The organism is Verrucomicrobium sp. (assembly GCA_028283855.1).
In the GTDB taxonomy this organism is placed as follows: domain Bacteria; phylum Verrucomicrobiota; class Verrucomicrobiia; order Methylacidiphilales; family GAS474; genus GAS474.
In genome coordinates this window covers 959338-973717 of record JAPWJX010000003.1, presented here as the reverse complement: position 1 = coordinate 973717, position 14380 = coordinate 959338, and the positions used below count along the sequence as shown (strand labels likewise).

Below are 14380 nucleotides of genomic sequence, written 5' to 3'. Positions count from 1 at the left end.
GATGAAAGTTGCCTTTCTCCCCCAACCCCCCATGCTGATGGGCCTTTTCCCCATTATGCCCTTTTTCAAAGCCTTCGGTTTCACTCCCAAAGACCAGCCCCTGCCGGTGGGCGCGCACGTCCCCCCCATTGCCGCCCAGGACGCCGACGGCAACCGCGTGGAGCTGGGCGAGCTGCTCCGCACCGGGATGACCTATCTCTACTTCTTCCCGAAGGCGGGCACCCCCGGCTGCATCCTGCAGGCCTGCGACCTGCGCGACGGCTTCGCCCGCCTCCAGGAAGCGGGCATCCGCGTCATCGGCGTCAGCAAGGACTCGGCGGAAGCGCAGCAGCGCTTCCGCGAAAAGCGGAGCCTCCCCTACCTCCTCCTCCCCGACACGGACGGCAAGGTCGCCCGCGCCTTCGGCGTGCCGATCGTCTTCGGCCTGGCACTGCGGCGCAGCTACCTGATCCGGGACGGCGTGGTCGTCTGGCGCGACCTGCACACCCGCGTCCGCCACCAGGTGGACGACCTCCTGGCCGCCCTGCCGAACCTGACGGCCTAGGGCGCCCCCCTTACCTCCCGGATGAAATCGGAGATCCCGCACCCCTCCTCCACGGCGCGGGTCGGCCTCTGGCTCTTTCTCCGGGGACTGGCGGCGGCCTACCTCTTCGCCTTCGCCGCCCTCATCCCGCAGGTCCTGGGGCTCCTCGGCTCCCGGGGAATCCTTCCCGCCCACGGGCTCTTTTCCTTCCTGCGGGGGGAGCTGGGCGGCTCCTCCTTCTTCGGCCTGCCCACCCTGTTCTGGCTGGGGGACGGGGACGGCCTCCTGCAGGCCGTGCCGTGGATCGGGGCGGCCCTGAGCCTTTTGCTCTTCTTCGACGTCGCCCCCATCCTCCTCCTGCCCCTCCTCTGGTTCCTCTACCTTTCCGTCGTCAACGTGGGGCAGAGCTTCTTCGCCTTCCAATGGGACGGCCTCCTCCTGGAGGCCGGGCTTCTCGCCGTCCTGGCCGTCCCCCTCCGGCTGCGGCCCCGCTTCCTCTCCCTGCCGCCGCAGCCGCCCGCCTTCGCCCTCTTCCTCCTGCGCTGGCTCCTGTTCCGCCTCATACTCCTCTCCGGCCTGGTGAAGCTGGCCAGCGGCGACCCAAGCTGGCGGGACCTCTCCGCCCTTTCCTACCACTACTTCACCCAGCCGCTGCCGACGGTGCCCGCCTGGTTCTTCTTTCACGCCCCGCTCCTCTTCCACCAGGCCTGCGCGGTCTTCGTCTTCGCCGTGGAGCTGCTCTTCGTCTGGGGCGCCTTCGGCCAGCCCTTCCTGCGCCGCCAAGCGGCGGCGGGGATCGCCGCCCTCCAGCTCTTCATCGCGCTGACGGGCAATTACGCCTTCTTCAACTGGCTCACCCTGGCCCTGACCTGCCTGCTGGTCGACGACGCCTGCTTCCTCTCCCTCTCCGGCGCCCTTCGCTCCGCCATCGTCCGCCCCTACAAGGCCATGCCGCTTTCCCCCTTCCGCAAAACCGTCCTCTACGGCCTGGGCGGCTTCCTCCTTTTCTGGAGCCTCGTCTTCTCCCTGGAGGGAGTCGGCATGGGAGGCCTTTTCCCGGACTTCGTCCGGCGGGGGGAGGAAGCGGTCCTCCCCTGGCGGAGCACGAACTTCTACGGCCTCTTCGCCGTCATGACCAAGACGCGCGGCGAGATCCTCCTGGAAGGGAGCGACGACGGCACGGACTGGAAACCCTACCGCTTCCCTGCCAAGCCGGGCGACGTCCGCCGCGCCCCCCGCTGGGTCGCCCCCTACCAGCCCCGGCTCGACTGGCAGATGTGGTTCGCCGCCCTGAGCACGGGGGACAAGACGCCCTGGTTCCGCAACTTCATGGTGCGGCTCCTTCAAGGCTCCCCCGACGTCCTCCGCCTCCTGGACGGCAATCCCTTCCCCGATCACCCGCCCCGCTACGTCCGCGCCCTCTCCTTCGACTACCGCTTCACCTCCGGCGAGGAGCGGAAGGCCACCGGCGCCTGGTGGACCGCCGAGCCGGAGGGCTGGTATTACCCCACCCTGAGCCTGGAGGCGGAGGCGCCGCCGAAATAGCCTTGCGCTCTCCGCTCCGCCCGCTTCCATCAAAGGTCCCCATGCGCCGCCTCCTGCCCCTTTTCTGCCTGCTCCTCCTGGCGGCGCGCGCCGGGGCGGCCGACCCCTTCGCCGACCCCCAGATCCTGGAAGTGCAGCAGCTCCACGACGCCGCCGTCCGGGAGGAAAAGGGCGCCGTGCCTAAGCTCCTCACCCGCCTGGAAACCCTGACCCAGGAACACCCCCAGAACGCCCTGCTCCATGCCTACCTGGGCAGCGCCTATACCTTGAAAAGCCGCGACGCCTTCCCCGGCCCGGGCAAGCTGGCCGCCCTCAAGAAAGGCCTGCAAACCATGGACGCCGCCGTGGCCGGCGCCCCGCGCGACGTCGGCGCGCGCCTCGTCCGGGCGATCAACAACTTCGAGCTGCCCGCCTTCTTCCGCCGCCGCCAGACCGCCCGGGACGACTTCACCTACCTGGTCCAGGAAATCCGGGAACCGGGCATCGGCGACGATCTCGACCTGGCCACCCGCCAGACCATCTACTATTACGCCGGCCTTTCCTTCGCCCAGGAAAAGGACCGGCCGGGCGCCCGCCAAGCCTGGCGGGACGGCCTGCAGCTCGACGCCTCCACCCCCCTCGGCCAAAAGATGGGCAAGGCCCTGGCCAAACTCGACTGACCCTTTATGAAAGCTCCCGGTGATTCCCTCCTCTCCTCCCCCGTCCTGCGCCGCCGCGTCGCCGAACTCGGCAAGGACATCAGCCGCCGCTACCAGGACAAGCCCTTGACCGTCATCGGCCTGATGAACGGGAGCATCTTCTTCCTGGTCGACCTGGTCCGCCGCCTTCCCATCGAAACCCAGGTGGAATGCTGGCGCGTCCAGAGCTACGCGGGCCGCGCCTCCAGCGGCGTCCTCAAGGGGCTGGAACACTGCCAGGCGGAGCTGAAAGGCCGCCACGCCATCATCGTCGACGACATCCTGGACACCGGCCTGACCCTGGACGCCGTCCAGCAGCACGTCCGCGACCTGGGCGCGGAAAGCGTCGAGATCTGCGTCCTCCTGCGCAAAAAGCGCCGCCGCACGGTGAAAATCCGCCCCCGCTGGGTCGGCTTCGACATCCCGGACCGCTTCGTCGTCGGCTACGGCCTGGACGACGACGGCAAATACCGCGGCCTCAACTCGATCCGCGCCCTCGATTAGGCACGGAACCGGCTTCTCTCCAAGGCCATGCCGAACCCCGAGCGCATCGCCTACTACAGCGAGAACGCCGCCCAGCTGGCCGCCCAATACGACGGCCTCGACCGGGCCAAGGTCCACCAGTCGATCCTCCACCTCTTCGAGTCGAAGGAGCCCCTGCGCATCCTCGACATCGGCTCCGGCTCCGGCGCCGACGCCAAGTGGCTGGCGGAACGCTACGGCCACCGCGTCACCGCCGTGGAACCCTCCGACCTCTTCGAGCACGCCCGGACGGCCAACGCCCACACCGGCGTCGCCTACGTCCGCGACCGCCTTCCCTCCCTTTCCAAGCTGAAGGGCCAGGAAGGCGCGTTCGACCTGGTCCTCGGCATCGCCGTCCTGCAGGAGCTGGACGCCGCCGACCGCCGCAAATCGCTCGACCGGATCGTCTCCCTGGCCAAGCCCGGCGGGAAGATCGCCCTCATGTACCCCTCGCCCCCCTCCCGCGCGGGCCAGCACCAGATCCCCGGGGAGGAAATCGACAAGGCCCTCTTCGACATCGCCCACGACCCAAAGGCCGCCCATTCCGGCCACCTCTCCCTTTCCAAATCGAGCCCCGACACGAAAGGCCGCCTGGCCGCCAACGGCGAGCCGCTCCGCTTCGAGGAACGGATCATCACCGTCTCCGCCAAAGGCCCCGGCCCTACGGGCGCCGGCCTGGGCCGCGCCGTGGAGCGGGCCTGGGAGGGGACCTCCCCCTCCAAGCCCGGCTTAGCGCCGGCGCAGGACGCGCCGGGCCGCGAACGCTAGCGGCAGCGCCAGGATCCAGTTGCCCCAGCGCAGGTAGGGCGTCGGCGCGGGACGCGGCGTCCAGCTTACCTCCCCGCTCAGGATCCCGGAGATCTCCACCTCCCGCCCGTCCGCCTCCAGCCGCGAGGCGACGCGCCCCGTCGGCTCCACCAGGGCGCTGATCCCCGTATTCCCCGCGCGGAGGAGCGGGCGGCCCGTCTCGATTGAGCGGAAAACCGCGTTGGCCAGATGCTGCGCCGCGCCGGGCGAGCCCCGGAACCACCCGTCATTGGTGATATTGATGAGAAGGTCCGGCCCCAGCCGCCCCACCCGCCGCACGTAAGCGGGGAGCGTGTCCTCATAGCAAATAAGCGGGGCCGCCGTCGTGCCGTCCGGCAACGTGAAGAGGCCCGGCCCCGGCCCGGCGGAAAAATCGATGTCGAAGGGGACCAGCCTCCGCATCACCGGCAGGTAATCGGCCAAGGGCGCGTATTCGCCGAAGGGGACCAGCCAGTGCTTGTAATAGCGCTGCGCCGGGGCCGCGGCATGCGGCGGGTAGAAGAAGGCGGCGTTAAAAAACTTCCCGTCCACCCGGTCGAGCGAGCCCAGGAGGAGGGAGAAATCGCTCCGCCGCCCCAAATTGGCCAGCGTCTGCGCGTAGACCGGCTCCACCAGCGCGGCCACGCCGACCGGCGTCTCCGGCCAGACCACCAGCTGCGGCCGCAGCGCCGCCGCCGTCTCCGTCAGCACCAGGTGCCGCTCCAGCGATTCCAGCGGCGGGAAGGGATGAACCTCATCCTGGGGCACGTTCGGCTGGATGAGGGCGAAGCGGAGCGTCTTGACCTGCTTCGCCTCCGAGGCGGGCGGCCAGATCTGCCGCGCGCCGTAGGAAAAAAGAAGGGCCACCGCCAGCATCGCCACGCCGAAGTCGGCGTGGGGGGAGAGCTTCTGCCGCTTCCCCACTTCATGATAGAAGCGGACCAGCGTCAGCGCGCCGACGACGTTGACGAAGACGACCAGCCAGGAAAGGAGCAGCACCCCGCCCAGCCGCGCCCCCTGCGCCAAAGGCAGGCTGCGCCAGAGGGCCACGCCCAGGTCGTTCCAGCCAAAGCCCGCGAAGAGCCATCCGCGCAGCCATTCGCAGACGATCCACCAGGAAGCCAGCTCCGCCGCCAGCAAAAGATTGCCCGCCGAGGTATAGGGCGGCTCCCGCCGCCACAGCCGCCGCGCCAGCGCCAGCCAGAGCGCCGGATAGAGGGCGATGTACAGCACCAGCGCCACCGTCCCGGCGACGGTCACTTCCCCGATCCACCAGAACGCCCCGCCGAAATAGAGAAGCCCCACAATGTAGCCGGGCGCCAGCTCCCGCCAGGTGAAGCACCCCGGCTTGGGCAGCCGCCCGGCGGCCAGGAGCGCCGGAATGAGGGCAATCCAAACGAGCCAACCCTGATTCCAGGGCGGAAAGGAGGCAACGAGGGCGAGGCCGCTCAGGAAAACGCCGAGGGAGGTCCAAAGCATGGGAGGTGTTTTATGGCCTGCAAACCGTCCCATTCCAAGCATACTTCCCGGCGTGTCCAAAACCCTCATCCTCGGCTGCGGCTACGTCGGCCTGGCCTTGGCCCGGCTCCTGAAAGAGCGGGGAGAGGCCGTGACCGGCTGGGTCCACCGGCCGGAAAGCGCCCGCGCCCTGGAGGAGGCGGGCATCGCCGCCTGGACCGGCGACCTGGCCGATCCCGAAGCCTGGCGCGGCCTGCCCGCCGACTTCGCCGCCGTCGTCCACTGCGCCGCCACGCGCGGCGGCGGTCCGGAGGCCTACCGCCGCGTCTACCTGGAAGGGATGCGCCGGGCGCTGGCCCACCTGCCCCACGCGCGGCCCGTCATGGTTTCCTCCACCTCCGTCTACGGCCAGAACGACGGCGCGTGGGTGGCGGAGGATTCCCCCGCCGCTCCCGCCGCCGCGACTTCCCAAATCCTCCTGGAAGCGGAAGCCGAGGCGCTGCGGCGACCCGGCGCCGTCATCCTCCGCGCGGCGGGCATCTACGGCCCGGGCCGGGGCGCCCTCCTCGAAAAATTCCGCGCGGGAACCGCCGCGATCGAGGGCGACGGCACCCGCTGGATCAACCAGATCCACCGGGACGACCTGGCGGCCGCCCTCGCCCTTCCCCTGCCCGGCGGCGTCTACAACGCCGCCGACGACGCGCCCGTCACCTACCTGGACTACTACGGCTGGCTGGCCCACCGGCTGGGAAAACCGATGCCCCCCCACGTCCCGCCCAATCCGGGCCGCAAGCGCGGCCTGACGAACAAGCGGGTCTCCAACGCCAGGCTCCGCGCCGCGGGCTGGGCGCCCCGCCACCCGACGTTCCGCGAAGGGCTGGACGCGCTCCTAAAGGACGCTTAAGTGGGGGGCATGCCCGCAGACCTGATCGACGGAAAGAAAATCGCCGAGGCGATCCACGAGGAAACCCGCGCCCGCGCCTCCGCCCTGGCCGCCCGGGGCATCCAGCCGGGCATCACCTTCATCCGCGTGGGGGAAGACCCCGCCTCCCAGGCCTACGTCCGGATGAAGCACAAGAAGGCCGACGAGCTGGGCATCGCCTCCCAGACCGTCGTCCTGCCGGAAACCACCACGGAGGCCGAGCTCCTCGCCCTCCTCGCCCGCCTCAACGGCGACCCGAAGGTCCACGGCATCCTGGTCCAGGCCCCCCTGCCGAAGCATATTTCCGAGACGGCCGTCTTCGCCGCCGTCGACCCGCGCAAGGACGTCGACGGCTTCCACCCGGTCAACGTGGGCAAGCTCCTGCTGGGCGACACGGCGGGCTTCCGCTCCTGCACCCCGGCGGGCATCCACGAGCTGCTCATCCGCAGCGGCGTGCCGACGGCGGGCGCGGAAGTCGTCGTCCTGGGCCGCGGCAACATCGTGGGCAAGCCGATGGCCGCCATCCTCCTCCAGAAAGCCCCCCACGCCGACGCCACGGTGACGGTCGTCCACTCCCGCAGCAAGAACGTGGCGGAAACCTGCCGCCGCGCCGACATCCTCATCGCCGCCATGGGCCAGGCCGAATTCGTGAAGGCCTCCATGGTGAAGCCCGGCGCCGTCGTCATCGACGTGGGCGTCAACCGCGTGGAGGACGCCGCCGACAAGCGGGGCTACCGACTGGTGGGCGACGTCGCCTTCGAGGAAGTCCGCCAGGTGGCGGGGAAAATCACGCCCAATCCCGGCGGCGTCGGCCCCATGACCATCGCCATGCTCCTTTCCAACACCGTCCGCGCGGCGGAGAACCTGGCGGCCTAGCCCCAATCCGGGCACAAAAAAAGCCGCCTCTTCAGGCGGCTCTTTTTTTGAATCCTTAGTCCTGGTACCCGTTCGGGTGCGCCAGGTGCCACTTCCACGCGCTCTCGATGATCGGCTGCAGGCGGGTGAACTTCGGCTTCCAGCCCAGCTCCTTGTTCGCCTTGTGCGCGTTGGCGACCAGGCGGGGCGGATCCCCCGGGCGGCCCTCCCGCACCACGATGGGAATCGGATGGCCGGTGACCTTGCGGGAAACGTCGACGACCTGCTGGACGGAGTAGCCCTCCCCCGTGCCCAGGTTGTAGGAGCCGCTCTTCTCCTGCTTGAGGGCCAGGATGTGGGCGGCGGCCAGGTCGATGATGTGGATGAAGTCCCGGATGCAGGTGCCGTCCGGGGTGGCGTAGTGGTCGCCGTAGATGTCGACCTGTTCCTTCTGCCCCAGGGCCACCTTCAGCACGTTGGGGATGAGGTGCGTCTCAATCCGGTGGTCTTCCCCGAATTTCTCCGAGGCGCCCGCCGCGTTGAAGTAGCGGAGGTTCACGTGGACTAGGCCATGGATCTGCTCGTACCACTTCAGCACCTGCTCAAACATCAGCTTGGAGTGGCCGTAGGGATTGATCGGCTTCTGCGGCGTCCGCTCGTCCATGGGGATCTTCTCCGGCACGCCGTAGGTGGCGCAGGTGGAGGAGAAGACCAGCTTCTTGGTCCCGGCGGCGATCATCGCGTCGATCAGGTTCAGGCCGTTGGCCAGATTGTTGACGAAATACTTGGAAGGATTCGTCATCGACTCGCCGACCAGGGCGAAGGCGGCGAAGTGCATCACGGCGTCCGGCTTGAGCCGCTCCAGGGTCTGGAAGACGAGGGCGCGGTCGCCCAGGTCCCCCTGGATAAACTCCGCCCGGGTGTCGACGGCGGAACGGTGCCCCTCCACCAGGCTGTCGAAGACGGCCACCTGATGGCCCGCGTTGAGAAGTTCTTCCGTGCAGACGCTCCCGATGTAGCCTGCCCCACCCGTGACCAAGACTTTCATAAAAGGACAGGCAGCGTAGGCGGAAAAAACCCGCCCGCCAAAAGAAAAAAGGAGGACCCGGGCGGGGTCCTCCTTTTTGTCGTTTAAGCGAAAGGCGGAAGCTATTCCTTCAGGTTCATCGCCATGAGGAACTCGATGTTGTTCTTCGTCTTCTTCAGGCGCTGCTGGAGGACTTCCATGCTTTCCACCGGAGGCACGGAGCTGAGGGCGCGGCGCAGCATGTGGATGCGCGGCATCTCGTCCGGGTGGTAGAGGAGCTCTTCCTTGCGGGTGCCGGACTTGGGAATGTTGATCGCCGGGTAGACGCGCTTGTCGATGAGGGCGCGGTCCAGGTGGATCTCCATGTTGCCGGTGCCCTTGAACTCCTCGAAGATGACCTCGTCCATCTTGGAGCCGGTGTCGACCAGCGCGGTGGCCAGGATGGTGATGCTGCCGCCTTCTTCCAGGTTGCGGGCCGCGGCGAAGAAGCGCCGGGGCTTGTGCAGCGCGTTGGCGTCGACGCCGCCGGAGAGGATCTTGCCGCTATGGGGCTGCAGGGTGTTGTAGGCGCGGGCCAGGCGGGTGATGGAGTCCAGCAGGATCACCACGTCGACGCCGTTTTCCGCCATGCGCTTGGCGCGCTCGATGGCCATTTCCGCGACCTGCACGTGGCGGTCGGGCGTCTCGTCGAAGGTGGAGGCGATGACCTCTCCCTTCACGGTCCGCTTCATGTCGGTGACTTCCTCGGGACGCTCGTCGATGAGGAGGACGACCAGGTGGGCCTCCGGATGGTTGGCCGTGATCGCGTTGGCGATCTTCTGCATGAGGACGGTCTTGCCCGTGCGCGGCGGGGCGACGATCAGGCCGCGCTGGCCGAAGCCGAGCGGGGTGATGAGGTCGACGGCGCGCATGGACAGCTCCGCGTCCTTCCCTTCCAGGAGGATGCGGCGCGTGGGGAAGAGGGGCGTCAGGTTGTCGAAGAAGATGCGGCTGCGGGACTTCTCCGGGTCGTCCTTCTCCACCTTGTCGACGCGCAGGAGGGAGAAGTAGCGCTCCTTTTCCTTGGGCGTGCGGATGGGGCCGGAGATGAGGTTGCCCCGCTTCAGGCCGTAGCGGCGGATGAGGGAGGGGGAGACGTAGACGTCCTCCGGGCAGGGGAAGTAGTTGTAGCAGGGGGAGCGGAGGAAGCCGTAGCCGTCCGGCAGGATTTCCAAGACGCCCTCGCCGGAAATGGCGCCGTTGCGCTGCGCGTTGCGGCGGAGGATCTCGAAGATCAGCTCATGCTTGCGCATGAGGCCGGGGTTCTCGATCTGGTATTCGGCGGCCTTCTCCTGCACTTCCTTGAAGGTGAGGTTCTGCAGGTCGGAAAGGTCGAGGGAGGGGCCGGGAGGCAGCGGCACGTAGGGTTCCCGCGGGGCGTGGGCATGGCCCTGGCCCTCGTGAGGGGCGGGCTGGCCCTGGCCGGCCTGGCCTTCCTGGCCGCCGCCGCCCTGGCCCTCGATCAGGGAGGGATAGTGGGCGTGCGCGTCGCCGGAGGGCTGCTGCATGGAGGGGTAATTGTCGCCCGGGCGGTAGTCGCCGTGCTGGGCGCGGCCCGGCTCCGGCGGGAGGTCCTCTTCGGCGACGTCCTGGGGGAGTCCTTCCAGCTGGGGGTTTTTGGGGCCGGAAAACTTGTTATTCCGGCGGGAGCGGCGGCGCATCATTCTCATGGAGTGGTTCAGGGTTGGGGGCGAAAGGCTAAAGCAAAGCGATCTGGGCCTTGAGGCTGGAGCGGCTCCCCTCGTTCCAGAGAACGCGGTCGCTGCGCTTGGCCTTTTCCTCGAGCGGCAGCTGGCTTTGCAGCCGCTGCTCGATCTGGAGGGGATTCAGGCCCCTTTGGGCCATCCGCTTCCACTGCGTTCCGGCCGAACAGCCGAGGCAGATGACGCGGGTGAATTCCTTTTCCAGGCCGACTTCAAACAATAGCGGGATGACGACGACGAAGCCCCCGCTGCCTGCCCCCGGGCTCTTTCCAGTGTTTGCCGGGGAGATTGTTTCGAGAAAGCGCTCCCGTTCCTGTTGCCATGCCTTGCGGATGGCGGGATGGGTGAGGGAGTTGAGCTTTTCCCGCAGGCGGGGTTCCCGGAAGACCATGTCTCCTAGGGAGCCTCGGTTAATCGTCTGGTCGGGATTCAACACTTCCCGCCCGAAGGCGTCAACGATATTCCGCCAATTTTCCGCCCCCGGCGCCATGAGCCGGTGGGCGATCTCGTCGCTCTCCACCACGGTCCAGCCGCGCTCGCGCAGGAGGAGCGCGGCGGTCGACTTGCCGCAGGCGATGCCGCCGGTCAGACCGTAGACGGGAAGACTCACGACCGCTTTCTGCCCCGGGGGTGCCCCTCCCGTCAACGCGATTTCGGGATTGCCTGCGCCCGCCGCGGCGCGGAGAATCCCGGCCCCCATGACTGCCGACCAAGCCTACGCCCATTGCACCGCCTTGGCGCGCAGCCATTATGAGAACTTCCCCGTGGGCCGCCTGGTGCCGAAGCGCCTGGCCCCCCACGTCCACGCCGTCTACGCCTTCGCCCGCCACGCCGACGACCTGGCCGACGAGGGCTACGCCGCCGACCACGACTTTGCCGACGGCAAGGCCGCCCGCCGCCTCAACCCGGAAGAGCGCCTCGAGGCCCTCGACCAGTGGGAGCGCGACCTCCTTCGCCCGGGGGAGGAAGGCCTCCACCCCATCCTGCTGGCCACCCGCCGCACCATCCAGACCCTCGACCTGCCGACGAGCCTCTTCACCGACCTCCTGAGCGCCTTCAAGCAGGACGTGGTGAAGCGCCGCTACGCCACCCACGCGGAGATCCTCGACTACTGCCGCCGCAGCGCCAACCCCGTCGGCCGCCTCGTCCTCCTCCTCCACGGCCACCGCGCGCCGGAACAGCTGGAGGCCTCCGACGCCATCTGCACCGCCCTGCAGCTGGCCAACTTCTGGCAGGACGTCTCCGTCGACCTCCTCAAGGACCGCATCTACCTGCCGGAAGAAGACCGCCAGGCCCACGGCGTGAGCGAGGAAGACCTCTTCGCCAAACGCTGCACCCCCGGCTACCGCGCCCTGCTCCGCTTCCAGGTGGAGCGGACCCACGCCCTCTTCCGCCTGGGACGCGGGCTGGCCGCCACCCTCCCCCGGCCCCTGCGCTGGGAGATCGAGCTGACCTGGCTGGGCGGCAGCCGCATCCTGGAAAAGATCGAGACCCTCGACTACGACACCCTCCACACCCGGCCGAAACTGACCAAGGGCGACGTGCCGCTCCTCCTGGGCCGCCTCCTCTTTTACTAGCCCATGAGCGAGACCGCCCAGACCGCCCCCCTCACCGCCCTGCCCGCCAGCGCCGCCATCACGGCCAAGAGCGGCTCCAACCTGGCCCTGGCCTTCCGCTGCCTGCCGCCGGAAGGCCGCCGCGCCATGGGCATCTTCTACGCCTTCTGCCGCGTCGTCGACGACGCCTCCGACTCGGAAACCCTCTCCGCCGCGGAAAAGAAGGCGGAGCTTTCCTTCTGGCGGGAGGAGATCCGCCGCGCCTACGTCGGCGAGCCCCTTTCCCCCCTGGGCCGGGAGATGGCGGAGATCATCAAGACCTACCTCATCCCGCCCGACCCGCTGGAGGAGATCCTCAACGGCGTGGAGACCGACCTGACCGTCTCCCGCCACGCCGACTTCGCCTCCCTGGAACAGTATTGCTACCGGGTGGCCAGCGCCGTGGGCCTGGTCAGCATCGAGATCTTCGGCTGCCGCGAGCCGCGCACGAAGGACTACGCCGTCGCCCTGGGCATGGCCTTCCAGCTCACCAACATCCTGCGCGACGTGAAGAAGGACGCCTCCAACGGCCGCATCTACCTGCCGCTGGACGAGCTGGCCCAATTCGGCCTCACGGAAGCCGACGTCCTCCAGGGGAACTTCACCCCCGCCATGCGGCGCTTCCTGCGCTTCCAGCGCTTCCGCGCCCGCCACTACTACGCCAAGGCCCTGCGCCTCATCGACCCCGCCGACCGCCCCCGCCTGGAGGCCGCCGAGATCATGCGGGAGGTCTACCAGACCATCCTGGACCGGCTCGACGCCGTCGACGGCGACGTCTTCACCCAGGACGTCTCCCTTTCCAAGCTGGGCAAGGCCGCCTGCATCGCCCGCGCCATCCGCCGGGAAAAGAAGGCCGAGCCTCTCCCCCCGCCGCCCAAGCGCGTGCTGGTCCTGGGCGGCGGCTTTGCCGGCATCGCCGCCGCGCTGGAGCTGCTGCGGGAGGGCCACTCCGTCACCCTCCTGGAGAGCAAGCCCGCCCTGGGCGGCCGCGCCTCCAGCTTCCGCGAGGCCCAGTCCGGCGAGGTCCTCGACACCGGCCAGCACCTCCTCATGGGCTGCTACGACGAGACGCTCGACTTCCTGGAAACCCTGGGCAGCCGGGAAAAGCTGGCCCGCCAGGACCGGCTCGACATCCCCTTCGCCAGCCCGCGCGGCTTCTCCCGCCTGCGCGCGCTGCCGCTGCCCGCCCCCTTCCACCTCTTGGGCGCCCTCTGGCGCTACCGGGAACTGGGCTGGGGCGACCGCCTGGCCGCCATCCGCCTGGCCCTGCGCCTGCGCGCCGGCCAGCGCCCCCTGCCGGAGGAAACCGCCGCCGCCTGGCTCCAGCGGTGGAAGCAGCCCGCCCGCCTCGTCACCGCCCTGTGGGAGCCCATGTGCCTGGCCGCCCTCAACCGCGGCCTGGCCGACTCCGCCGCCACCCTCCTGGCCACCGTCCTCCAGCGCGCCCTCCTGGCCTCCGGGGACGGCTCCGTCCTCATCGCCAGCCGCGTCGGCCTTTCCGAGCTGCTGGAACCGGGCGCGGAAATCCTCCACGCCTGGTGCGGGGGAGAGGTCTTCAAGGGAGCCCACGTCCAGAAGCTCCTTTTCCACGACGGCCTCTGCGTCGGCGCCGAGACGCTGGACGGGCGGACCTTCCGCGCCGACCACGTCGTCAGCGCGCTGCCCTGGTCGGCCGTCCGCTCCCTCCTTCCGGCGGCCAGCGCCACCGCGGCCCGCTGCGCCAAGATCCCGGACTCCCCCATCGTCAGCCTCCACTTCTGGCTCGACCGCCCGATCCTGGAGGAGGAGACCCTCCTCCTCGGCTTCCTCGATTCCCCGCTCCACTGGCTCTTCGACCGGCGGGAAATCACGGGGGAAACCTCCAAGCTGGGCCACGCCTACGTGGCCGTCATCAGCGCCGCCACGGCGGAAGCCGCGCAGAGCACCGCCGCCACGGAAGAAGAAGTCTTAAGGGAACTGCGCCGCTTCCTGCCGAAGGCGGTCGACGCCACCGTCACCCACCGTTTCCTCTACAAGGCGCGCGCCGCCACCTTTGCCGCCACCCCGGACGTCGAGCCCCTGCGGCCCGACGCGGCGACGGAATGGCCCGGCCTGTGGCTGGCGGGAGATTGGACCGCCACCGGCCTGCCCGGCACCCTGGAAGGGGCCGTCTGGAGCGGCCGCCGCGCGGCCCGCGCGGTCGACGCGGCTTAGTCGTTACTATTGTCCTGGGAAGCGGGCGTCTTCTTCGGCGCGGCCGCGCCGTCCATGCCCGTCAGCACCACGCGGCTCCGGCCGTCGACTTCCATCCGGTTGGCCGTACGGTAGAGGGTGATGGTGGTGCCCGTGATCGTGTCGTGATTCTGCGTCACCTGCGGGTTGCCGGTCAGGACCATCTTATCGTCGGCCAGCGTGTAGTCGGCCTGCGCGCCGGTGGCGGTGCGGGGACCCGCCTGGATTTGCACGTCGCCGCGGGCCACCAGGCGCTCCACCTTGCTGGCGGGCTGGCCGCCCGCCCCCGCCTTCTCCGTGGCGGTGGCGAAGTAAACGGTCAGCTCCCGCGTGGTCATGCGGAAATCCTTGGAGGTGACCAGGACGTTGCCGGTAAAGACCCCCTCGTGCTTCGTCTGGTCGAGGCGGAAGAGGTCGGAGGTGACGACCGTGGAACCGTCCGGCGCGGGCGCGGGAGCGGGCGCCTGGGCCAGGGCCAGGACCGGGAGAAGAAGGGAAAGAAGGAGGATGCGCATAG

The 14380-nt window shown here is 69.0% G+C and carries 14 protein-coding genes; 9 read left to right on the top strand and 5 right to left on the bottom strand.

Annotated features, from left to right (window positions below; genetic code table 11):
- Positions 1–55 precede the first annotated feature (55 nt).
- The 5 genes from PW734_05895 to PW734_05875 are packed head-to-tail and all read left to right on the top strand — an operon-like array spanning position 56 to position 4035.
- Positions 56–544, top strand: coding sequence for a peroxiredoxin (locus PW734_05895; protein ID MDE1170728.1), 489 nt, complete (start codon positions 56–58; stop codon positions 542–544).
- 21 nt (positions 545–565) lie between these two features.
- Positions 566–2068 carry a lipase maturation factor family protein gene (locus tag PW734_05890; GenBank protein MDE1170727.1) on the top strand — a complete coding sequence of 501 codons (1503 nt, stop codon included), beginning with the start codon at positions 566–568 and terminating at the stop codon, positions 2066–2068.
- 41 nt (positions 2069–2109) lie between these two features.
- A complete protein-coding gene (locus tag PW734_05885; protein ID MDE1170726.1) occupies positions 2110–2727 on the top strand; it encodes a hypothetical protein in 618 nt (205 codons plus the stop codon).
- A gap of 6 nt (positions 2728–2733) precedes the next feature.
- Positions 2734–3249, top strand: a complete 516-nt coding sequence (locus PW734_05880; protein MDE1170725.1) for a phosphoribosyltransferase family protein — start codon at positions 2734–2736, stop codon at positions 3247–3249.
- A 27-nt stretch (positions 3250–3276) separates the two neighbouring features.
- Positions 3277–4035 carry a methyltransferase domain-containing protein gene (locus tag PW734_05875; protein ID MDE1170724.1) on the top strand — a complete coding sequence of 253 codons (759 nt, stop codon included), beginning with the start codon at positions 3277–3279 and terminating at the stop codon, positions 4033–4035.
- Here PW734_05875 and lnt read toward each other — a convergent pair.
- On the bottom strand, positions 3997–5532 hold the full coding sequence (lnt, locus tag PW734_05870) for an apolipoprotein N-acyltransferase (protein ID MDE1170723.1): 1536 nt from the start codon (positions 5530–5532) through the stop codon (positions 3997–3999). The genes PW734_05875 and lnt overlap by 39 nt on opposite strands.
- A 52-nt stretch (positions 5533–5584) precedes the next feature.
- On the opposite strand from lnt, the gene PW734_05865 reads away from it, so the two are divergent.
- Both PW734_05865 and PW734_05860 read left to right on the top strand, forming a co-directional pair.
- Positions 5585–6415 carry an NAD-dependent epimerase/dehydratase family protein gene (locus PW734_05865; GenBank protein MDE1170722.1) on the top strand — a complete coding sequence of 277 codons (831 nt, stop codon included), beginning with the start codon at positions 5585–5587 and terminating at the stop codon, positions 6413–6415.
- A gap of 9 nt (positions 6416–6424) precedes the next feature.
- Complete coding sequence (locus PW734_05860; GenBank protein ID MDE1170721.1) at positions 6425–7309, top strand: tetrahydrofolate dehydrogenase/cyclohydrolase catalytic domain-containing protein; 885 nt, start codon at positions 6425–6427, stop codon at positions 7307–7309.
- A 55-nt stretch (positions 7310–7364) separates the two neighbouring features.
- On the opposite strand, the gene galE is transcribed toward PW734_05860, so the two are convergent.
- From galE to coaE, 3 genes are all read right to left on the bottom strand, one after another.
- Positions 7365–8336: a UDP-glucose 4-epimerase GalE gene (gene galE / locus PW734_05855; protein ID MDE1170720.1), complete on the bottom strand. Its 972-nt coding sequence runs from the start codon at positions 8334–8336 to the stop codon at positions 7365–7367.
- Between the two features lie 101 nt (positions 8337–8437).
- On the bottom strand, positions 8438–9676 hold the full coding sequence (rho, locus tag PW734_05850) for a transcription termination factor Rho (protein MDE1170719.1): 1239 nt from the start codon (positions 9674–9676) through the stop codon (positions 8438–8440).
- Positions 9677–10052: 376 nt separating this feature from the next.
- The gene (coaE, locus tag PW734_05845) at positions 10053–10667 is read right to left on the bottom strand and encodes a dephospho-CoA kinase (GenBank protein MDE1170718.1); all 615 of its coding nucleotides are present in this window, start codon (positions 10665–10667) and stop codon (positions 10053–10055) included.
- Positions 10668–10755: 88 nt separating this feature from the next.
- Here coaE and hpnC point away from each other — a divergent pair, with 88 nt between their 5' ends.
- Together hpnC and hpnE are read left to right on the top strand one after the other, a co-directional pair.
- A complete protein-coding gene (gene hpnC, locus PW734_05840) occupies positions 10756–11634 on the top strand; it encodes a squalene synthase HpnC (protein MDE1170717.1) in 879 nt (292 codons plus the stop codon).
- A gap of 3 nt (positions 11635–11637) precedes the next feature.
- A complete protein-coding gene (hpnE, locus tag PW734_05835; GenBank protein MDE1170716.1) occupies positions 11638–13845 on the top strand; it encodes a hydroxysqualene dehydroxylase HpnE in 2208 nt (735 codons plus the stop codon).
- On the opposite strand, the gene PW734_05830 is transcribed toward hpnE, so the two are convergent.
- The gene (locus PW734_05830; protein ID MDE1170715.1) at positions 13842–14378 is read right to left on the bottom strand and encodes an LptA/OstA family protein; all 537 of its coding nucleotides are present in this window, start codon (positions 14376–14378) and stop codon (positions 13842–13844) included. The two genes, hpnE and PW734_05830, sit on opposite strands and share 4 nt — an antisense overlap.
- Positions 14379–14380: the final 2 nt, after the last annotated feature.